Origin of the sequence: Legionella genomosp. 1, from assembly GCF_900640215.1 — a bacterium.
Classification (GTDB): domain Bacteria; phylum Pseudomonadota; class Gammaproteobacteria; order Legionellales; family Legionellaceae; genus Legionella_C; species Legionella_C quinlivanii_A.
In genome coordinates this window covers 87,432-107,915 of record NZ_CAAAJH010000003.1, presented here as the reverse complement: position 1 = coordinate 107,915, position 20,484 = coordinate 87,432, and the positions used below count along the sequence as shown (strand labels likewise).

Here is a 20,484-nt window from a genome sequence, read left to right as displayed (position 1 = left end):
GAAGCTAAGTGAGTCTTAACAATCAAATTGCAGTGATAACGGGTGGTGCATCCGGCATGGGATGGGCATGCGCGAACGCATTAATGAAGGCGGGTGCTCGAGTGGCTATCTGGGATAAAACAAGTACTGAAAAAGGGGATTTGTCCATTGCCTGCGATGTGAGTTCTGAATCCGAAGTGGAGCGTGCCCTGCAGGAAACCATTGAGCAATTAGGTACCCCCCGTATTTGCATTAATTGCGCAGGTATTGCACCGGCAAAGAAAATGATTGGCCGCGAAGGAGCTATGCCGCTTGCAGCATTCCGCCAGGTCATCGACATTAATCTTATTGGTACATTCAATGTGATGCGATTGGTGGCTGAAGCCATGACTCGTTTAGCAATAGATGAAAATAGCGGTGAGCGAGGTGTGATAATTAATACGGCTTCAATTGCAGCTTTTGAAGGACAAATTGGACAATTGGCCTATAGTGCTTCCAAGGGCGGTGTTGTCGCCATGACACTACCTGCAGCAAGAGAAATGGCGGAGCATGCCATTCGTGTGAATACTATTGCTCCTGGTTTGATTGCCACCCCCTTATTATTAAATATGCCGCAGGAGGTTCAGGATAAACTGGCTGCAACGGTGACGTTTCCCAAAAGACTGGGTAAGCCGGAGGAGTTCGCTGCATTAGTCATTCACATTATTGAAAATCAAATGATGAATGGTGAAGTGATTCGATTGGATGGTGCGTTGAGAATGCAGGCAAAATAAGCCGGTTAAATCCCGTCATTGCTGAAAGGAATGCAATGACGGATTGATGGGCAATGTTTTATCTTTTCACGATTTCTCTACCGGAAGGGGAAGGACTATCCTCTCCATCGGAGCTGCTCAAAGAGTTAGAATGAAAAGCATAGAGATTTTGTGATATGGCTTCTTTTTCCACCTGATCTTCTTCTTTCTCTTTCTGCGCCTCCAGGGCGCTGCATAGACCAGAGGCGAAAAAAGAGAAGATATTGGCAGCGCTTGACTCGACAGGTGTACATTGAGCCACTCTGATCACCTCTTCACATTTATCCATGATTCCGCGATGCGCCTTCACCACTTTTCTCCTGCTGCCGGCTGGCAGTATGGAAACATACTCTCCCATCTCCTGGAACAGGCCTTGCGCACTTTCAAACAAAGACAGCCGCCATTTAAGAATTTCTTCATAGCTCATCGTTTTGATATTCTCGGGCGTATGGGAAAATAAGTCGCCAATCATTTCTTTTATAGACCGAGTCCTTAAGCAACTGCTGCGAACCCGTCTTCTCTTAAACTCCAAAGCAACCTGATTAAAATTATCTATGGCCTCGATGATTTCCGGAGCCCTTTCAAGCTTGTGAACCTGTTCGTTGCCGATATGAACTGCTAACTCCACCATATTACTTACGTTAGATAGTTCCGACATATCATTCAGTTCCTGAGCAAGTACTGCAGATTGGGCACGATTTCTATATACGTCGATTTCAATCGCCAATCGCTCTGCATTAGCTTCATCCAGATCATGATTGGAAAGATAGCTCTCTAAATGACTAATAAGCTTGAAATAAAAATCCTTGGTTAATTTCCTGCTGGCTGTCAGGGGCTTCTGAAAAGGATGGTTAGGATCGCTTAATATTATGCAGGCCAAGGGTATTCCCTGTTCATCAGGCACCAGTAAAGAAGCATTGTGTTTAAGCAATGTGCTGAAGCAGCCAGACATATCAATGCTCCCCCGGCAAGTCTGGAGACAATAATGTATAGGGGAAGGGTAAAATTGTTCTCGTATTTTTAGTGGTTGGTAATTGAGATCATGTTCACTGCACTGAATTAAAAAATCGAGAAAAAGATCATCGCCGCAACTCAGAGCTTCATTAATTAGACGTTGTTCAAGGCTGGAATGAAAAGGATAAAGTGTAGAGGCGAGGGCAAAGTTTTTATCTTTAACAAGCTGCTTCAGCAGTTTCTCGCCTGTGGTTTGTATCTGCAGACGCAGCAGGTTTAATTCGCTTAAACCTGCTTGTGAAGGTCTTGCATCAATAGCAACGATGGATAGTTCGCTTGTCTTTGCGAACATATTACATAAATCGATAGCCAGTTTGCTGCTATTTTCTGACTGAAGCTTCGCAAATTCTCGAGCCAGCCTCTGTAAGCCACTCTCAAATTCTTTTTCAGACGGTCTGATTTTTTCTTTTTTTGATGATTTTTTCGGTTGTTTGTTTTTATGTTTGGAGTGACTAACGGGCGCTGATTTTTTCTCTTCCACAGTTTTTATCTGCGGTAATGGAGGTTTTTCCTGGGCAATAGGCGATTTAAACCGGATAGCGCCAAGCATTTCAGCAACTGCTGCATTGGTATCATGCTTGAAAAGAGGGTCTAACTGAAGCCGAATGGCTATCATTCGTTGTATGGCCTGCTTGTGCTCTGCTGCATTTTTTTTCAGATCAGTGGAAAGATCACTTGCTCTTGCTTCTTCTACCTGGTACTGCTGCTGCAGTTGTTCAATGCATTCTTTTTTGAGCGCTCGTAATTGCATTAATGTAGGTCTAATCATTTCTTCTGACAGCGCCAGGAATTTACCGTTCAAATCATGGTCAATGGAAGTGGTTTTCTGTCGACCTTTACTGACAAAATTTAATGAAGGGAGTTTGGTTAACTCATCTTTCTCATTAAAGTAAATATGGAGGATATAGTGATCTGACAGCGGATCTGGCTCTCTTTTAGCTTCGTCTGGCTTGGCTGCCTTTAATTTGACAGTGTAATGGTACTGGCTTAATGAAGGAATGCCATTGCATTCTGTTGCATAAACGCTGATATGATGCTCGATAAGCTCAAGCTTTTTGTCGTCCAGGTCGAAAGTCACTGGCCTTGGCATTTCGAGGTCTATCAGATAATAATCTTTGTTGTCCAGAGTTGTTAAAGGCTTTAACTTTCTCACGTTAACCAGTTTTTTCTGGCCGTCAATATAGTGGGCAATAAAATTATATAAAGTATTTTTATGAGGCATGAATATACTCAATGCTTGATTTAAGGCAAATAATACATTTATTGCACAGGGTTATCAATGATATTTTTTACAAAATGATGTCAATTTGAACACTCATATGAATTAAGCTTTCTCATGATGATTTGAGCCTGCTTTTGAGTTTAAATCGCCTGTGGAAGTGTAGGTATTAACTGCTTCTGTCGGGTGTTGTCCATGTAAAATCTGGACCAGTTCCTGGCGGATATTCAGATTAGTGACGATCACCTGCCCGTTAACAGTGTTGAGCTCACGGCAATGAATTAATTTGTTTGCAAGTTCTTCATTGAGTCGTTTAATCTGACCGGCCTCTTCAGCGGAACAGCTATTTAGAAAAATCTCCAGTGCGTTCTTATGCTCTGCAGAATTGGAAGAGGAGGTGAGCAATTCACTGCGCTGTTTTCCGCTTGCTTCCAATTGCTCTGATAATTCCTGTTTTTGATTAGCAAGGCTTTCCAGATTCTCAAATTGCCTGTTAAGAAGAATCTCTTTTTCCTGAACCAGGACATTACATAGGTTATTGAGCAAATGAATTTCATTGGCTAGCAATGAAACCAGTGTTGAAGCCTGAGGAGAAGTCATCACAGTCCTTAAAATGATTGCATTTGATTAAGCATATTGGCGGCAATTTGTCGGCCAGACATTTCATATTGCCCGCTGGCAATCTGACTTTTAATAAACTCAATTCGAGCTTCATTGACAACTTCGGTATCCGTAACATACTTTTTTAGCATGGCAATTTGCTTGGTAACATCGCTTAAACTGACATTACTTGCACCAGAAGCATTCCTGTTTTGATGAAGTTGCTGGGAGTTTTTTAATTTAATCTCTGGATCCAGCTGCTTAAAATTATGGGAATCGTTAATGGAGTTAACCATAATATTGTCCTCAATTACATTCATCATAGTTATCGGTTCCATTTTAAAGATCTTTAGAAAAACCCTGGAAAAAAGGATAAAAAAGGTCTACCGATAGTTGTCCAGGCGTAGCCCCTTTAAGTCCAGTCAGTGAGGCTTTTCGTGCTCCAGACTTAGCAATATCATAAATAAAAGGAGATGTCACTAATTTTGTTGCTCCCTTCTCCGGTTTTTGGTAGAGGGAAAGAAAATGTCACTAAACTCTGCTGCTCCCTTCTCCCGCTTGCTGGAGAAGGGAGGATGTGTGACTAAGAAGATGAGACTGTGACTTTTCTGACATCAATAACCTGCGCATCGACAACTCGTTTGCTTGTCAGATTACGGACTTTTATAGTTTCATTCAAAGCCCCGTCTGCAAGTGCAATTGCTGCCATAGTAATTTTGATATTACCGTTAATGGCCTGAATAAGAATTTGTTCACCTTTTCTCACTAACCAGGGTTTTTGCAGCAGGCTATGGGTTATCAACTGTCCTTCTTTGATATTTTTTTTAACCGCCAGACCAAGTGCCTGATCGGAGTTATCAATATAATCCTGACTGACGAAACTAACATTTTGTTTTTGTAAATAAATATCTCTGTCGGTGATAATGTCCCCCTTGGCAAGCGAATGAGAACTCACCAGAACTTCCTTCAGAATGGTAATCCGAACTGGTACGTAAATTGTCCAGTGGTTAGTGGGTTCTTTACAGCGAATACCAATGGTCGTATGTTGTTTAGCGAGATGCTGATAAGGGTTGAATGCTTCCAGTTGATTTTTATGACATTTCTGTAAATGTAACCTGGGATCTATATTTTCTGCGACGATATTGATTTGATCATAGTGTTGATTGGGCATCTCCTCTTTAACAAACAACTCTATTTTATGTCTTAACACATCAAGCGATTGATTTTCAGCGTAATTAGTCAGGGGATGAAGCAATACAATGAAAACAATTAATCGATAAAAAATCATGTACAATACCGTTTTATAAAAAAACTCCCCAAGCAAAAATCAAGCCAACTTTCTAATGGCTGTTTTATAAGGACCATCAACGATGTATTTTAGAATGATTATTATCAGCTGGATATTGAGTCAGAATGTGTGGTCAGCGAGCCACCGTCCCCAGGAATTTTTGCAGGAAATCAGGGGGAGCTCTAATGAAGGAGAACAGATTGTTGAGCATTTTTGCGCAACCTGTCACGCCGCCAAGCCGATGATTAATCTTGGAGCGCCTGTCATTCAGCGGGATGAGGATTGGATCCCGCGGCTGAAGCAGGGATTTAATGTCTTATTCAACCATACCGAAGAAGGGTATGGGGCTATGCCTTCTCGTGGAGGATGCTTTGAATGCAGTGACGAGCAATTGAAGTTAGCCATTTTAGCCATGCTTTCACCGCAAATCAAAAAAAATCTGCAAAATGAACTGGAAGCCCATAAAAAAAACAATTAGTTAAAAAAAATTATAAAAAAGCTAAACCTATTTTTTATTCTCCCGATAACAAAAAAAAAGAGAGGGAGGATACACCAATGAAAAAACAACTTATCATTGGATCGCTTTCGGTGTTAACCGCAGCTTGCGCTTCAATGGATCGCTCAGTGCCGATTGTCGATGATGGGGGGTACACCCATTATACGGCGTTTTATAAATCGGATTCTAAAGGCAGCAACTACTTCCCTGAGAAGCGAGCGGCTACAGGACGTAAAGTATTTATCTTTGACCCGAAAGCGACAGCATGGGCAGCTTATGATGCCCAGGGTAATCGGGTCCAGACAGGTAGTGCTTCGGGAGGAAAGGATTTCTGTGAGGACGTGGGTCGCCCTTGCCGCACAGTAACAGGTACATTCAGGGTATATTCTAAAAAAGGTGCTGAATGTACATCCAGTATTTATCCTATCGAAACAGGCGGCGGAGCCAGAATGCCCTACTGTATGCACTTCAGCGGTGGTTATTCAATCCATGCAGCTTATGAAGTTCCTAACTATAATGCCAGCCATGGTTGTATACGGGTACTGCCCAGTGCTGCACAATGGTTGAATCAGGATTTCATTGATGTAGGTACGACAGTAATTGTGAAACCTTACTAGAAGAAGTTTACGACCTGCCAGCGCAGGGATATAAAATATATCTGATTTCGTTTATCAAGCTACTTCGTGAGAGTAGCCTTGATAAGCGAAGTGCAAGATGCTTGCTCAAGCAAGATATTGTTTTAGTAATTCATTAACAACAGCGGGATCCGCCTGTCCTTTCGAGTATTTCATTACCTGACCTACAAAAAAACCGAAGAGCTTTTCTTTTCCCTGGCGGTATTCCTGAGCTTGTACAGGATTTTTTTCAATCAACTCCTTGATAAATTGCTCAATTTCAGCAGCGCTTTCAGATTGGCTGGCTTCTGCATCTTCTACCAGTTGTTCTACATTGGCATCAGGATGAAGCTCGAGATTATTAAATATTTGCCTGGCCTGATTATTACTAATCTTGCCCGCGCTAATGTGCTTCAATAATAAAGCGATTTGCCCGGCTGTTATTGGCGGGTTCAGGAAATCAAGCTGTTTTTCCTTAAGTAATGCCTGATAAGGCCCCTTGAGCCAATTAATGACCAGCTTCTCGCTAACCGGAGCTTGCTGCAGAACCTTTACAAAAAAATAATAATTTTCTGGTGAGGAGAGCAAAAACTGTATGTCATCCTCATTAATATTTTCCATTGCCGTCAATTGTTTTTTGATGGTTTCAGGTAATGGCGGCAGGCTGTTTTTGATGCTTTCAATGTTCAATGACTCCACATCCACAGGTAAGAGATCGGGATCTGGGAAGTAACGATAATCCTGCTCATTCTCCTTGGTTCGCAATACATAAGTGCGTTCGGTATCGGGATTAAAGAGCCGGGTTTCCTGAATTACTGGTTGACCATTTTCCAGAAGATCCTGATGCCTTGCCTGTTCATAGGCAATGGCTTTTTCAATAAAGCGGAAAGAATTGAGATTTTTCAACTCAGTACGCACCCCTAAACTTGCGGAGCCGGCAGGTTTTAAAGAAATATTAACATCACATCGAAATGAGCCTTCCTGCATATTGCCATCGCAAATACCTAGAAAACGAACTAACTGATGCAATGTTTTAAGATAGGCTATCGCTTCCTCAGAGGAGTAGAGACAGGGGGCAGTGACTACTTCCAGCAAGGGAGTTCCCGCGCGGTTTAAATCAATGCCGGTGTAATCAGGATTGGCGTCATGAACCGACTTACCTGCGTCTTCCTCCAAATGCGCACGTACAATGTCGACTTCTTTCGTAGCGCTATTGGGGGTTTCAATGCGCAGACGGCCATCACTGACGATGGGAGACTGATACTGGCTTATCTGGTATCCCTTGGGTAAATCAGGATAGAAATAATTTTTACGTTCAAAATAAGATAAGTTATTGATCTTCGCGTTAATGGCGAGTCCAAATTGAATGGCCATATGCACGGCCTCACTATTTAACACAGGCAAAACACCGGGTAAGCCTGCGTCAATAAAGGAAGTCTGTGTGTTTGCCCGTGCACCGAACCGGGTTGCTGAGCCTGAAAAAAGTTTTGATTTAGTTTGTAACTGCACGTGCACTTCAAGGCCGATTACGGTATCCCATTGCATAATATTGTCCTCACAAGGCCGGACGGCGTTGATGCCAGTCAGTCAACAGTTGAAATTGATGTGCGACATTTAATAATAAGGCTTCATTAAAATGTTTCGCCATTAGCTGCATGCCAACCGGTAAGCCTCTAATCTGACCCGCGGGAATGGAAATAGCCGGAATTCCAGCGAGATTTGATGCCACTGTAAAAATATCAGCCAAATAATTTTGTATGGGATCAGATTGAACTTCACCAAGCGGAAAAGCCAGAGTAGGGGTTGTAGGTCCCAGGATAACATCCACTTTTGAGAATTGCGCCAATAGTTCCTGCTGAATCAGGCGACGTATTTTCAGTGCTTTTAAATAGTAAGCATCGAAATATCCGGAAGACAGGGCATAAGTACCAGTCAGAATTCGGCGTTTGACTTCAAGACCGAAGCCTTCAGAGCGTGAAGCCGCAATCAGTTCTCTGATATCACCAGCTCTGGCACTTCGGTAACCAAAACGTATTCCATCATAACGTGAAAGATTGGAGGAGACTTCAGCGCAGGCAATCAGATAGTAGCAGGGAACCCACAGGGATTGTAAGGCAAGATCCATTTCCACGATAATCGCCCCTGCGTCTTCCAATTGCTTCACAGCGTGTCTGATTACCAGCTGAATTTCTGAATTAACTTCTGCCTGAAAAAAGCAGGAAGGAAGACCAACTCGCAAACCCTTCAAAGACTGATTCAGGAAACTCGAGTAATCGGGAATATTACTGGGGTAGGAAGTGGAGTCCTTCGGATCAAATCCCGCCATGACAGATAGAACCAAAGCCAGATCTTCTGCCGTTCTGGCCATTGGACCTCCCTGATCCAGGCTGGACGCATAAGCGACCATGCCATATCTGGAGACGAGACCATAGGTAGGTTTAATACCGGATATGCCGCAAAACGCAGCGGGCTGGCGGATGGAGCCTCCCGTATCGGAGCCCGTTGCAAAAGCTGACAGGTCGGCCGCAACAGCGGCAGCGGAGCCGCCTGACGATCCTCCGGGGACACAGGATAAATTCCAGGGATTTTTAACCGCGCCAAAATAACTGTTCTCATTAGTGGAGCCCATGGCAAATTCATCCATATTGGTTTTACCAAGTAATACAGTATTGTGAGCGGCGAATTTGTTTACCACGGTAGCCGAAAAGGGTGATTTATAATCAGCGAGCATTCTTGATCCGCAAGTGGTTGCGAGCTCGGATGTGCAGAAAATATCTTTATGAGCCATTGGCACGCCAGTCAATAGCTGAGCTTCACCTTTGTGAAGAAGCTGATCCGCTTTTTGGGCTTGCATCATTGCTGCTTCGGCATCCACATTAATAAAGCAGTTTAATGTTTTATACTGATCGATGCGTTTAAGATAGTGGCTGGTTAATTCTGTACTGGATATTTTCTTGCTATGCAGAGCAGTAATCAGTTCTCGTAAGTTTTTAAACATCCTGCTTTTCCGTATCAATAACCTTGGGTACCAGATAATGAGCTTCTTCAAATAAAGGAGCGATTTCCTCTAACTGTTGTAAGCAATTGTCTTCGCTCACTTCATCAGGACGAAAACGCTGATGCATATCCATTGGATGAAACAGTGGCGCGACCTCATCGGTGTTCATTTGCTGTATTCGTTCTGCGAAATTTATAATCGAATTGACTTCTTTCGCCAGTGAATCCATGTCCTCATCCTCTATATCAAGATGGGCTAATTCTGCAATAGAATGCAAATCGTTTATTGAAAATGTCATGTGATTTTCCTGTGATTCAGTGACCTCAGTTTTGCCCTGGATATTATATCCAATCTTTCCTGCATTCACAGTAAGTGATTACTATTTTATTGCTGCACCTGTAGCCGATTTAATCGTCAAACGTATAAAAATAATCGGCAGCCAGCAAAACCATCGGGAATATCTTTTTGAAGCGCTTGATATGGTTTCTAAAGGGAAGGTCAAAGTAGTTGCTGAAACCTATTCTTTGAATGAAATCAATAAGGCCTATGAAAAAGTAAAGAATGGCCAGGTGCGTTTTCGCGCTGTAGTGACTATGTAAAACAAGTGACGGTACGTAGTTAACTACGTACCGTTCCGGTTTTACTGAACTGAAATCACAATTTTTCCAATCTGCTCATTGGATTCCATATAGCGATGAGCGTCTTTTATTTGCTCCAGGGTAAAGCTGCGAGCTATACGTGGTTTAAATGTTCCACTTTGCAGATGATCAAAAATGTAATGCTCTGCTTTCTTTCGTAACTCAGGATTGGTGCTGAGCTCAAACAGTGTATAGCCGCGAATGCTGAGTCCCTTGTTTAAGGCAGTGAACAGAGGGAAAGGCATAGGCTCATTAGCCAATGCGCCATACACAAAGATGATTCCCTTGTCTGAGGCCGCCTCAGCTAATGCTTCAATCCCTTTGCCTGCAATAGGGTCAAAAATAACGCGTGCGCCTTTGCCTCCAGTAATTTCTTTTACTCGAGCGGGGAGATCTTCTTCATTAGTGACGATCACATGATCAGCGCCAAGCTCCAGTAATTCGGCTTTTTTAGCTTGAGTACGAGTGGTTGCAATGCTTATACCGCCCTGAGCACGTACTGTCTCAATAGCTGCGATACCGACACTACTGCTCGCTGCAGTAATCAACACGAAATCACCTTTAGATACATTCCCGTAATGAACGAGTGCGCCATAAGCAGTCATGTACTGCATCCAGATGGATGTCGCCTCAGTAAAGGATAATTTCTCAGGATAAGCCGCCAGAGCATAAGCAGGTATAATGGCGACTTCACCATAGACTCCGTATTTACCCATATCAAAACAGGGAACCGTACTGAATTTTTTACCAATCATTTGGGGATCAACACCTGGACCCACAGCTTCAATGACTCCTGAAGCCTCATAACCAATCTTGGAGGGGAACTGGGGCATTATAAGATATTGACCCACGCGAAACATTACTTCCGCGCGATTTAAGCCAATCGCATGGACACGCAAGCGTACTTCGCCCTGGCCGGGTTCTGGCAATGCGACGCTCTCAAGCTTTAACACATCGGCATTCCCTGTTTCATGAAACCGAACAATCTGCGCCTGGCTAGCTGACATAATATTTTCCTTTTAGTGACTAAATTTAATTATTCTTTCCATTTGATATTGCATCCCAAACTTGGTTTTTGCTCTGTGGAAACGGGCAGTGCGTTTAACAGACAATCCAGTGCATTGCGGATAGAAATACCGGACACCGGAATTTGATTTCCCGGACGTGAGTCGTCAAGTTGTCCACGATAAACCAGTGTCAGATTCGCATCATAGATAAAGAAATCCGGGGTGCAGGCCGCCTGATAGGCTTTGGCAACATCCTGAGTTTCATCGAACAGATAAGGAAACTGATAATCTTCTGTTTGTGCAGTAATTCGCATATTCTCAGGAGAGTCATCAGGATAGTTTTTTACATCATTTGAATTAATGGCAATGAAGCTTATTCCTTTACCAGTGTAGTCTTTTGCCAATTGGCTCAACTCTTTATTAACATGTTTTACATAGGGACAATGATTGCAAATAAACATGATCACTGTGGCAATCTGACCCTTGTGAGAACGCAATTCAACTTTGTCATTGGAAATAACATCTGTCAGGGAAAATTCGGGCGCTGCAGAGCCCAGCTCTTTCATATTTGAAGGTGTTCTTGCCATAACCAACTCCTTTGTGCAATTTTCTAAAAAATCACATTAATAATAGCAATGAGTGCGAATAGACTGTTTAAAACCGCCCAGAGTAATACCAGAGGGTTCTTCTTTACAATAGAAAATGCATAAGTTGCCAGGGATATTCCGCCAATAAAAAATATCCATTCATTAGCATAAGAAAAACCTATCGATAAGCTGGCAATACCGACTATACCTATCAGAAGGAAAATATTATTAAGCTGTCCTATCAGATAAAAAAAGATTAGCAGCTGCACGCATAACAAGACCGGGATGGCAAATTGCAGAATAGAGCCAATGCCCAGCAAGATCGCGCCGTGCCCTGCAATCAGAATGAGTTCAAGAGCAATAAAAAATACCAGTCTGGAGTAAATAGCAGTAAGCAATAGAAGGCTTGAGCCTGCTACATAATAAGCCTGCGCATTGGTCTGGGTGAAACCATAAAGCGTAATGATTGCACCCACAATACCAAGCATCCAAAAGAAATAATCACGGAATGTTAATGGCATCTTGTTACCAGCGTAAATAGATGCCTTTGGCTGCTGCGTCATTGATAATTTCGCGCTGTGGTTTGTTAGTAGAAACCCAATAATTGCCCATGTTGCTTAAAGCAAATTTTGCTCTTGGATATTGACATACGTCGAGCACTTCACGGCAATCTACTTTTTCAGTGTTGTTGTCTTCAACAACAAAACATTGAAAGTTAAACTCTTTTTCATCGGATGCAAAGGCCGCCCAGTTAGCAGCTTGTAATTTTGCGGTCAGAGGAGGGCTCATAAAGACTTCTTTTGTTTCGATACGCTGTAGTTCAACATGATGCGTACTGCGATTCTGTATTAAATAAAAGCTTTGATCACCCGTCTCATTAAGAACCAGATTATAGCCATTATACCCAAAACCGGTGACTTCGCACCCACGAGGAAACCCCTCTGCATAACTGCTTACTGAAGCCAGCAGCGATAAAATTCCTGCAAATCCTGTCTTTAATGATGACATTATTAACCTTTATACCAATGTAAAAGCGGCTATTCTAATGAGATTGAGTCTAAAAGTGAACCTCCTTTTAAACCTTGCTCTCTAATTCTTCGCGATGAGCAGTGATTCGTGATTTGATCATCGGGTAATACGTTCTGTAAATGCTCAATAACAAATAAACCACCACATAAATGAGTGAGACAGCCAGACAAAATGGGTTTAGCTCGGGATAGGTCCATAAAATAATCGCAGAGCAAACTCCATACATTATTGAGAAGACATGCATCAGCACCTTTAGTGCCCTGGATTCAGTCAGATAGTCGAGCCGCGAGGGATAGACGTATTTGACTGGAACAAAAACCAGGAGACATAAAACGGCAAGAATCAAGGCATTGGTATACATTGATGTGTTAAAAATAAACATGTAAAAAATAACAATATTCCAGTAACAGGGGAATCCTTTAAAGAAATGATCCGGGGTTTTAGCATCAGACTGGGTAAACTGGTAGGACGAAGTGATTGTAATCGCAATAATAATTAATAAACCCAGTGAAGGTGGAAGCATATCTGCTTTGGCGTATAGGAAAAAGCAGGGAGTTATCACATAATTAACATAATCCACGAGATTATCCAGCAAGGCGCCATCGATATTGGGTAATACCATTTTGACCTTTACAAGTCTTGCCAAGGTGCCATCCAGCGCATCGATTACAACCGCAATGGCCATATACCACAGTGCCTGTTGATATTCCTGCTGGTAAATTTTAATAAGGGTCAATATTCCCACATACGCAGCACTGGCGGTAAAGGCATGTACTGCCCAGGCGACCAAATAATGAGAAAAACGGTAGCCCAGTTTTTGTTTTGTCATTTCTAATCCTGTATGGCGGTTTTTGCAGATTACATTTGCAAAACACATTAGTTTAGTGTTGGAATTATTCCAACGATTACAAATAGCAAAATAGTAACAATAATCATTTATCTGAGGCAAGGATAGCGGTCATCTGATTGAGATATTTGTGTATTTAGCGAAAATTGTTAGTAAAAAATACTCCAATTAATTAATAAATGAACTTTAAAGTGCCCGTTTCCTGAAAAGGGGGGCGAAGTGTTATACTAATTTAAACTGCTTCTCGGTCTTTTGGTTCGGGGAAAATGCCTACAGGAGATGGAATATGATATTTCAAACAATTAATCCGGCGAATGAGCATCTGATTAACGAATATAAGGCTCTGGATTACAGGACTGCCGAAACCAGGATTCATAACGCTCATACGGCATTTAAACATTGGAAAAGCAAAACTTTCGCTGAAAAATCGACGCTGGTGCTGGCATTGGCAAAGTTATTGCGGCAAAAGTCTGAAGAGCTGGCTCAAATTATTACGATGGAAATGGGTAAACCTATAACCCAGTCTCAGGCTGAAATTGAAAAATGCGCCTGGGTTTGTGAGCATTATGCCGAAAATGCAGAGCATTATCTGGCTGATCACAGCATTCAGACGGAAATGAAAAAAACATTTGTCTGTTACAAACCGCTCGGGGTTATTTTAGCGATTATGCCCTGGAATTTTCCCTTCTGGCAGGTTTTTCGCTGTGCCATTCCGGCCATCATGGCGGGAAATGCGGTATTTTTGAAACACGCACCGATTTCCATTGGTGCTGGCAATGCGATGGAACAATTATTTCTCGAAGCAGGTTTTCCAAACCATTTATTTCAAAATCTGATTATAGATAATGACGTGGCAGCAAAAGTGATTGCACACCCCGAGGTGGCCGGATTGAGTTTTACAGGCAGTGAAAAAGCCGGGCGGATTGTGGGCGGGCTAGCCGTTTCAAATTTGAAGAAAGCGGTTTTGGAGTTAGGGGGAAGTGATCCTTATTTAATTTTGGAAGATGCGGATTTGGATATCGCTGCCCAGGCTGTGGTTTCTTCCAGGCTGAATAATTGCGGCCAGGTTTGTATCGCTGCTAAACGTGTAATTGCGGTACATTCTGTTAAAGACACGTTACAGCAGAAAATAGAACAATTAATAGCTGCCTATCAAATGGATGATCCGGCAAAAAATACAACAAAGTTGGGGCCGCTCGCGAGAAACGATCTGAGAGAAACTCTTCAGAAACAAGTAGAACAAAGCCTGACTAAAGGATGTCGGCTGATTACAGGAGGAAAAATTCCGCAGAGAGAGGGTTTTTATTATCCCGCTACCTTGCTTGTAGATGTAAAACCGGGAATGCCGGCGTTTAATGAGGAATTATTCGGACCAGTGATTGCCCTAATCGATGCGAAGGATGAAGAGCAGGGAATAGAGCTTGCCAACCACAGCTCATATGGTTTGGGCGCAGCGGTTTTTACCCGTGATATTTCGCGCGGCGAAAGGATAGCCCGTGATAAAATAGATGCCGGATCCTGCTTTGTGAATACCTTTGTCGCATCAGATCCACGTGTCCCATTTGGGGGTACAAAACACTCAGGTTTGGGGAGAGAGCTTTCGCGTGAAGGTATTCTTGAGTTTGTGAATGTTAAAACTGTCGCAATAAAATGAGCCGTCAGATTATAGTTATTAATACCCAGGTGCAGTCGATGTATTGCTATGCATACGACTCATTAATTAATGTTTATCCGATATCTTCAGCCAAAAACGGCCTAGGGGAGGAAAAGGGCAGTTTCCGTACCCCCAGAGGCTGGCATCGTATTTATAGTAAATTGGGATTAACGGCGGAAGCTAACTCGGTATTTGTCGCCAGAGAATGGACTGGAGAAATGTACACCGAGGAACTGGCAAGCCAATTCCCCGAGCGAGACTGGATCCTGACGCGCATTCTCCAACTGGATGGAATGGAGCCAGGTCGAAACCAGGGCGGAGAAGTAGACAGTCTTAAACGATTCATCTATCTTCATGGAACACCTGATACTACCCCATTGGGCCATCCCGGCTCCCATGGCTGCATTCGTATGAGAAATAGCCACATTATTGCCCTGTCGGACTGGGTAGAAGTAGGAACCCCGGTATATATTCAATAACAGTTGCAATTTCTATGCTTTAATTTCTCGCAAATTGAATGGGGTCCAGTATATAATTCCTCAAAAATTTATTTCCCATCCTGATGAGGTAAATGCATGTCTTATAAGTTTGAAGCGGGCAAGGATCTGATAATCCAGGAAGTTGTTGATAAATTACGTCAGAAAATGACCGGTGATCAGGGCCTTTATTGTGCCGAATTTGTTCGTCAGTTTTTTGGCACCGTTGCCCTTGAAGATTTGGGTGAATGGGATATTGATGACTTGTATGGTGCAGCTATCAATTTTTGGGCGCTCATTCAGCAACGTTCTCCCAATGAAACCAAAATTCGTATCTATAATCCCGATTACGAACGGCATGGATGGCAGACAACTCATACTGTTGTTGAGGTCATCACTGACGATATGCCTTTTCTGGTTGACACATTACGCATGGTGATTAACCGTCTTGGCCTGGTTTCCCATTTAGTGATTCATATGGGCGGATTTACTGTTCGCAGAGATAAACAGCACCAGGTTGCTGAGGTATTGCCAAGAGGCAGCAGTGAAAAAGGATCGTCCATCTATGTAGAAGCCCCTATTTTTATCGAGATTGATCGCCAGACTGATCCTGAAGTGCTTGAAGAATTACATCGTAATTTCGAGCGGGTTCTGGAAGATAATCGCGCTATTGTTGAAGATTGGCCAATGATGCGGCAACGAGTCCGTGAAGCGATTGACGAGCTTAGTGAAGCTGCAGGAATAATCGATCAGGCTGAGGTGGAGGAGGCCAAAGAATTTTTAGGCTGGATAGAAGACCATCATTTCACTTTTCTTGGTATACGGGATTATGATCTGGTTCATAAAGGACAGGAAACCATTCTTCAGCCGATTGCACAAACGGGCCTGGGGGTTCTGAGATCCAGTATGAGCAAGTCAAATGTGCGCAGTATTTCGGCAATGACGCCTGAGGCACGTGAATTGACATTATCCAATCGTGCTCTTGTGATGTTCAAAACTAACACAGAAGCTACCGTTCACCGCAGTGCCTATACCGATTATATCGGTGTGAAACGTTTTAATAAACAAGGGCAGGTTATCGGAGAAAGACGCATCATTGGTCTTTACACCTCTGCGGCTTATAATACCAATCCCAAGCATATTCCTTTTCTAAGGCATAAAGTCGCGACCGTGATGAAAAATTCCAATTTGAATCCTCGCAGCCATGCTGGCAAAGTCCTGCTGAATATTCTGGAAACTCTGCCTCGCGACGATTTGATCCAGGCGTCTGAAGATGAATTACTTGAAATCTCTATGGGCATTTTCTACATGCAGGAACGTCGCCGTATCCGCATGTTTGCTCGCACAGACGTTTATCGCCGCTTTGTTTCCTGCCTGGTTTATGTTCCCAAGGAACGGTTTAATACTGAATTGCGTCAGGCAATGCAAAAAGAACTTGCCGAGAGTTTTAACGCGCAGGAAATCAGTTTTTCGACCTGGTTTTCAGAGTCGGTTCTTGCCCGTATTCACTTTATCATCAAAACCAATCCTCAGGATAATACCGAGTGGGATTTTAAAGAAATCGAACAGAAGCTGATTGAAATTGGCCGTTCCTGGACGGATGATTTGCAACACTTTCTGTCAGAGGCCTTCGGTGAAGAAGTCTCAAACAGGCTGAATGCGCGCTACAAATCTGCATTCCCTGGTGCGTATAAAGATAATTTTACTCCGCGAACAGCAGTTTATGATATCAAACATATAGAGGCATTATCGAAAGATAATCCCCTGGTAATGAACTTCTATCGTCCGATGGATGAAGTGGCGAGCAGCTTCAGGCTAAAAATCTATCAGCATGATAATACTATTCCGCTCTCGGATGTGCTGCCTATCATTGAACGGCTGGGTATGCGCGCCATAAGTGAAAGACCTTATACTTTAAAATTTGAAGATGGCAAAACAACCTGGATCAATGATTTTTCATTGCAATACACCGGGGGTGAATGTTTTGATATCGATGAAATTAAAGATTTATTCCAGAATGCCTTTGCCAGTGTCTGGTTTGGTGAAGCAGAAAATGACGGCTTTAATCAATTGGTTCTGGCCGCTGGTTTAAACTGGAGACAAGTCGCAGTTTTGCGTACTTACGCGCGTTATTTCAAGCAAATAGGTCTGACCTTCAGCCAGGAATATATTGAATCTGCACTGAATAACAATGCGCTGATTGCTAAAAAACTGGTTGAGCTTTTTGAAATGCGCTTTAATCCAGAGGCTAATCCAAAGCGTGAAATTCAATTTGGCGAGAAAGTAGAAGAAGTGTTTGCCGCACTGGATAACGTAGCCAATCTGGATGAAGACAAAATTATCAGACAGTATGTGCATACAATGGCGGCGACATTAAGGACGAATTATTATCAATTGGACAAGCAGGGGAATTATAAGCCCTATGTTTCTATTAAATTAAATAGCAAGCTGATACCTAATTTGCCTAAACCGCATCCTTTATTTGAGATTTTCGTTTATTCTCCCCGCTTTGAGGGAGTACATCTTCGTGGCGGTAAAGTAGCTCGCGGGGGATTGCGATGGTCGGATCGTCGTGAAGATTTCCGCACTGAAATCCTGGGATTGATGAAAGCCGAGCAGGTCAAGAATGCGGTAATTGTGCCTTCAGGAGCGAAGGGAGGATTTGTTCCCAAACGTTTGCCTGCCAATGGTTCCAGAGAAGAGATCCTGGCGGAAGGTATTGCCTGTTACCAGGATTTCATTCGCGGTATGCTTGATATTACTGATAATTATAAAGACAGTCATGTCGTCAAGCCGGCGAATGTTATTTGTTTTGACGAAGATGATCCCTACCTGGTCGTCGCGGCGGATAAAGGGACCGCCACCTTTTCTGATATTGCCAATGCAATCTCGCTGGAATTTGGTTTCTGGCTGGGAGATGCTTTCGCTTCCGGCGGATCGGTGGGCTATGATCACAAGAAAATTGGTATTACTGCACGTGGAGCCTGGGAATCGGTCAAACGGCATTTCTATGAAATGAATGTCGATATCAATACCACCGACTTTACTGTGGTGGGTATTGGTGACATGGCGGGTGATGTATTTGGCAACGGCATGCTTTTATCGCATCGCATCAAACTGGTTGCCGCCTTCAACCATATGCATATCTTCGTTGATCCTAACCCGAACCCCGAAACCAGTTTTAATGAACGTCAGCGCCTGTTCAATTTACCTCGCTCAACCTGGGCGGATTATGATAAAAAATTAATTTCAAAGGGTGGCGGCGTATTTAATCGTAATGCAAAATCGATTGCTGTCAGCAAGGAAATGAAGCAGGCATTCGGTATTAAGCAATCAGATATCGAGCCCAATGAACTGATTCGAATCATTTTACGTTCCAAAGTCGACTTGCTCTGGAGTGCTGGTATCGGTACTTTTGTTAAAGCGACCACTGAAACGCATCTGGATGTTGGAGATCGAAGCAATGACGCAATCCGTATCAACGCGACGCAACTACGCTGTAAAGTGGTTGCCGAGGGCGGAAATCTTGGTTTGACACAGCTTGCCAGAACCGAATATTCCCTGGCTGGCGGTTTGATTTATACAGATTTTATCGATAACTCCGCAGGGGTAAGTTGTTCAGATAAAGAAGTCAATATCAAGATTTTGCTGGATACAATTGTTGCTGCCGGTGATTTAACTTTTAAACAGCGAAATGAGCTTTTAGAAGAAATGACGGAAGAAGTCGCGGCATTGGTACTTAAAGATAATTTTGCCCAGACCCGGTCCATTAGTTTTACAGCCGAAAATTCCCTGCGGATGGTCGAATTGCATACTCGCTATATTAACGAGTTAGAGCGTACTGGTAAAATCGATCGGGCTTTGGAGTTTTTGCCAGACGATAAAGTCTTCATGGAGAGAAAGCTCCTGGGCAAAGGGCTTGGGCGTCCAGCTATCGCGGTATTGCAGAGTTATAGTAAGACCATTCTTAAAGAGCAAATCCTGGCAACCAATGTGCCGGAAGATAGTTATCTGAAAGGAATTTTGGTGAGCTATTTCCCTAAGCCTCTGCAAGAGCGATTCAGTAAGCAAATGCAGGAGCACCCATTGAAACGTGAAATTATTGCTACAAAATTAAGCAATATTATCATTAATGAAATGGGCTTCCATTTTGTATTTCGTATGCAAGATGAAACCGGCGCGCCTGTATCTGCCATTGCAAGAGCCTATATGATTGCAAGAAGTATTCTGGATATTGATAACATCTGGCATCAGATTGAAAATCTGGAAACTCAGATCACGGTTGAAAAGCAAATGGATCTGGTTATGTCTTGTGTGCGCTTGTTGAGACGAACCACAAGATGGTTCTTGCGTAACCAGCGTCTGCGTTTAAATATCAGTAAGGCTGTTAAGGCTTTCGCCCCAGGGGTAGCTGAACTAAAACAAGCGATTCCTGGCATATTCGGCGCTGATTATAAAGAAGTTTACCTAACTCAATATAATCAGCAGCTGGAAGAGGGATTAAGCCCTGAGCTTGCTCGTGATCTAACAGCCGTCCGTGCTTTATTTTCAGCGATGGATATTGTGGAAATTGCTCGGCAGCTTGATATTAGTGTAACTAAAGTGGCCGAACTTTATTTTGGGATTGGAGAGTTTCTCGATCTGCACTGGATCCGTTCTCAAATTATTGCTCATCCAACAGACAATAACTGGGAAGCGTTGTCACGTGAGGCATTACGTGATGATTTGGATTGGCAGCAAAGACAGCTTACAATGGGAGTGATTACGCTGGACAATCAGCAGAAGGATTTCATGGGTTGTTTCACTGCATGGGCTGAGAGCCATTCCGGTTTGATTGAACGTTGGCAGCATATATTGGCTGATCTTCGTGCCAGTTCCAGTTTGAATTACACAATGTACTTTGTTGCGATTCGTGAACTGCTTGATTTAACACAGACCACGATGCAAATGACCGAAAAAGAAGCCCTGGTGTAAGGATGCACAGGGGTGTTGCATAAATGAAAACCGTATTTGCGAGCGTTGGCGAAGCAGCTCTTATAGCTTTGTACAAGTTTCGATCTGGTTGCTTCACTTCGTTCGCAAAGATTGATGGTTTTCATCCTCTAATAGTAATCAGTCCTATAATCTGGTTGATGAGTTATCAACTGCTGAGAAAAAGCATGTTTACAAAACAGTCGTTTTTTGAGATATGAATCTCTAATAATGTCGAGCTTTATAAAATAAGCTTCTCAATGTATTGTAAACCCA

General features: G+C 42.9%; 19 protein-coding genes. 7 read left to right on the top strand and 12 right to left on the bottom strand.

Going from position 1 to position 20,484, the window contains the following annotated elements; all coding sequences use genetic code 11:
• Positions 1-8: 8 nt before the first annotated feature.
• Positions 9-752, top strand: a complete 744-nt coding sequence (locus tag E1O89_RS04340) for an SDR family oxidoreductase (protein WP_133139107.1) — start codon at positions 9-11, stop codon at positions 750-752.
• A gap of 58 nt (positions 753-810) precedes the next feature.
• On the opposite strand, the gene E1O89_RS04335 is transcribed toward E1O89_RS04340, so the two are convergent.
• The 4 genes from E1O89_RS04335 to flgA all read right to left on the bottom strand — a co-directional run bounded on the left by E1O89_RS04335 (position 811) and on the right by flgA (position 4,891).
• Positions 811-3,006 carry a hypothetical protein gene (locus E1O89_RS04335; RefSeq protein ID WP_133139106.1) on the bottom strand — a complete coding sequence of 732 codons (2,196 nt, stop codon included), beginning with the start codon at positions 3,004-3,006 and terminating at the stop codon, positions 811-813.
• A gap of 102 nt (positions 3,007-3,108) precedes the next feature.
• On the bottom strand, positions 3,109-3,603 hold the full coding sequence (locus E1O89_RS04330; RefSeq protein WP_133139105.1) for a flagella synthesis protein FlgN: 495 nt from the start codon (positions 3,601-3,603) through the stop codon (positions 3,109-3,111).
• Between the two features lie 8 nt (positions 3,604-3,611).
• Complete coding sequence (gene flgM / locus E1O89_RS04325) at positions 3,612-3,926, bottom strand: flagellar biosynthesis anti-sigma factor FlgM (RefSeq protein WP_058506657.1); 315 nt, start codon at positions 3,924-3,926, stop codon at positions 3,612-3,614.
• A 260-nt stretch (positions 3,927-4,186) separates the two neighbouring features.
• On the bottom strand, positions 4,187-4,891 hold the full coding sequence (gene flgA / locus E1O89_RS04320; RefSeq protein WP_133139104.1) for a flagellar basal body P-ring formation chaperone FlgA: 705 nt from the start codon (positions 4,889-4,891) through the stop codon (positions 4,187-4,189).
• 82 nt (positions 4,892-4,973) lie between these two features.
• Here flgA and E1O89_RS04315 point away from each other — a divergent pair, with 82 nt between their 5' ends.
• Complete coding sequence (locus E1O89_RS04315; protein ID WP_133139103.1) at positions 4,974-5,369, top strand: c-type cytochrome; 396 nt, start codon at positions 4,974-4,976, stop codon at positions 5,367-5,369.
• Between the two features lie 77 nt (positions 5,370-5,446).
• Positions 5,447-6,004, top strand: coding sequence for a L,D-transpeptidase (locus E1O89_RS04310; RefSeq protein WP_112219750.1), 558 nt, complete (start codon positions 5,447-5,449; stop codon positions 6,002-6,004).
• A 105-nt stretch (positions 6,005-6,109) separates the two neighbouring features.
• Here the strand turns inward: E1O89_RS04310 and gatB are convergent, their stop codons facing one another.
• From gatB to gatC, 3 genes are read right to left on the bottom strand one after another with little or no spacing between them, the layout of a single operon-like run.
• A complete protein-coding gene (gatB, locus tag E1O89_RS04305) occupies positions 6,110-7,546 on the bottom strand; it encodes an Asp-tRNA(Asn)/Glu-tRNA(Gln) amidotransferase subunit GatB (protein WP_133139102.1) in 1,437 nt (478 codons plus the stop codon).
• A 10-nt stretch (positions 7,547-7,556) separates the two neighbouring features.
• The gene (gene gatA, locus E1O89_RS04300) at positions 7,557-8,999 is read right to left on the bottom strand and encodes an Asp-tRNA(Asn)/Glu-tRNA(Gln) amidotransferase subunit GatA (protein ID WP_133139101.1); all 1,443 of its coding nucleotides are present in this window, start codon (positions 8,997-8,999) and stop codon (positions 7,557-7,559) included.
• Positions 8,992-9,297 carry an Asp-tRNA(Asn)/Glu-tRNA(Gln) amidotransferase subunit GatC gene (gatC, locus tag E1O89_RS04295; protein ID WP_112219808.1) on the bottom strand — a complete coding sequence of 102 codons (306 nt, stop codon included), beginning with the start codon at positions 9,295-9,297 and terminating at the stop codon, positions 8,992-8,994. Before gatC ends, gatA begins: the two co-directional genes overlap by 8 nt.
• Positions 9,298-9,316: 19 nt before the next feature.
• Between gatC and E1O89_RS04290 the strand changes: the two genes are divergently transcribed.
• A complete protein-coding gene (locus tag E1O89_RS04290; protein WP_133139100.1) occupies positions 9,317-9,598 on the top strand; it encodes a hypothetical protein in 282 nt (93 codons plus the stop codon).
• A 41-nt stretch (positions 9,599-9,639) separates the two neighbouring features.
• Here E1O89_RS04290 and E1O89_RS04285 read toward each other — a convergent pair whose 3' ends face one another.
• The 5 genes from E1O89_RS04285 to pcsA form a co-directional block, all read right to left on the bottom strand.
• A complete protein-coding gene (locus E1O89_RS04285; RefSeq protein WP_133139099.1) occupies positions 9,640-10,644 on the bottom strand; it encodes a zinc-dependent alcohol dehydrogenase family protein in 1,005 nt (334 codons plus the stop codon).
• Positions 10,645-10,673: 29 nt separating this feature from the next.
• Complete coding sequence (locus E1O89_RS04280; protein ID WP_133139098.1) at positions 10,674-11,231, bottom strand: thioredoxin family protein; 558 nt, start codon at positions 11,229-11,231, stop codon at positions 10,674-10,676.
• Between the two features lie 23 nt (positions 11,232-11,254).
• Positions 11,255-11,752, bottom strand: coding sequence for a hypothetical protein (locus E1O89_RS04275; RefSeq protein WP_172458252.1), 498 nt, complete (start codon positions 11,750-11,752; stop codon positions 11,255-11,257).
• Between the two features lie 4 nt (positions 11,753-11,756).
• A complete protein-coding gene (locus tag E1O89_RS04270; protein WP_112219744.1) occupies positions 11,757-12,239 on the bottom strand; it encodes an enhanced entry protein EnhB in 483 nt (160 codons plus the stop codon).
• A gap of 67 nt (positions 12,240-12,306) precedes the next feature.
• Entirely contained in the window at positions 12,307-13,089 is a 783-nt protein-coding gene (pcsA, locus tag E1O89_RS04265) for a phosphatidylcholine synthase (RefSeq protein WP_133139097.1), read from the bottom strand.
• 304 nt (positions 13,090-13,393) lie between these two features.
• On the opposite strand from pcsA, the gene E1O89_RS04260 reads away from it, so the two are divergent.
• The 3 genes from E1O89_RS04260 (at position 13,394) to E1O89_RS04250 (ending at position 20,211) form a co-directional block, all read left to right on the top strand.
• Positions 13,394-14,761, top strand: a complete 1,368-nt coding sequence (locus E1O89_RS04260) for an NAD-dependent succinate-semialdehyde dehydrogenase (RefSeq protein ID WP_133139096.1) — start codon at positions 13,394-13,396, stop codon at positions 14,759-14,761.
• The gene (locus E1O89_RS04255; protein WP_133139095.1) at positions 14,758-15,240 is read left to right on the top strand and encodes a L,D-transpeptidase; all 483 of its coding nucleotides are present in this window, start codon (positions 14,758-14,760) and stop codon (positions 15,238-15,240) included. The genes E1O89_RS04260 and E1O89_RS04255 overlap by 4 nt, the downstream gene beginning before the upstream one ends.
• Before the next feature lie 96 nt (positions 15,241-15,336).
• Positions 15,337-20,211 (top strand): NAD-glutamate dehydrogenase, encoded by a 4,875-nt coding sequence (locus E1O89_RS04250; protein ID WP_133139094.1) that lies wholly within the window; start codon positions 15,337-15,339, stop codon positions 20,209-20,211.
• The last annotated feature ends 273 nt before the right edge of the window (positions 20,212-20,484 follow it).

Bases quoted from the DNA above. Each gene is read 5' to 3' on its own strand.
- E1O89_RS04315 (WP_133139103.1), top strand. From the start codon at position 4,974: ATGTATTTTAGAATGATTATTATCAGCTGGATATTGAGTCAGAATGTG.
- E1O89_RS04280 (WP_133139098.1), bottom strand. From the start codon at position 11,231: ATGGCAAGAACACCTTCAAATATGAAAGAGCTGGGCTCTGCAGCGCCC.
- E1O89_RS04330 (WP_133139105.1), bottom strand. From the start codon at position 3,603: ATGACTTCTCCTCAGGCTTCAACACTGGTTTCATTGCTAGCCAATGAA.
- gatA (WP_133139101.1), bottom strand. From the start codon at position 8,999: ATGTTTAAAAACTTACGAGAACTGATTACTGCTCTGCATAGCAAGAAA.
- E1O89_RS04335 (WP_133139106.1), bottom strand. From the start codon at position 3,006: ATGCCTCATAAAAATACTTTATATAATTTTATTGCCCACTATATTGAC.
- gatC (WP_112219808.1), bottom strand. From the start codon at position 9,297: ATGACATTTTCAATAAACGATTTGCATTCTATTGCAGAATTAGCCCAT.
- E1O89_RS04255 (WP_133139095.1), top strand. From the start codon at position 14,758: ATGAGCCGTCAGATTATAGTTATTAATACCCAGGTGCAGTCGATGTAT.
- E1O89_RS04285 (WP_133139099.1), bottom strand. From the start codon at position 10,644: ATGTCAGCTAGCCAGGCGCAGATTGTTCGGTTTCATGAAACAGGGAAT.
- E1O89_RS04260 (WP_133139096.1), top strand. From the start codon at position 13,394: ATGATATTTCAAACAATTAATCCGGCGAATGAGCATCTGATTAACGAA.
- E1O89_RS04275 (WP_172458252.1), bottom strand. From the start codon at position 11,752: ATGCCATTAACATTCCGTGATTATTTCTTTTGGATGCTTGGTATTGTG.
- pcsA (WP_133139097.1), bottom strand. From the start codon at position 13,089: ATGACAAAACAAAAACTGGGCTACCGTTTTTCTCATTATTTGGTCGCC.
- gatB (WP_133139102.1), bottom strand. From the start codon at position 7,546: ATGCAATGGGATACCGTAATCGGCCTTGAAGTGCACGTGCAGTTACAA.
- E1O89_RS04270 (WP_112219744.1), bottom strand. From the start codon at position 12,239: ATGTCATCATTAAAGACAGGATTTGCAGGAATTTTATCGCTGCTGGCT.
- flgM (WP_058506657.1), bottom strand. From the start codon at position 3,926: ATGATGAATGTAATTGAGGACAATATTATGGTTAACTCCATTAACGAT.
- E1O89_RS04250 (WP_133139094.1), top strand. From the start codon at position 15,337: ATGTCTTATAAGTTTGAAGCGGGCAAGGATCTGATAATCCAGGAAGTT.
- E1O89_RS04310 (WP_112219750.1), top strand. From the start codon at position 5,447: ATGAAAAAACAACTTATCATTGGATCGCTTTCGGTGTTAACCGCAGCT.
- flgA (WP_133139104.1), bottom strand. From the start codon at position 4,891: ATGATTTTTTATCGATTAATTGTTTTCATTGTATTGCTTCATCCCCTG.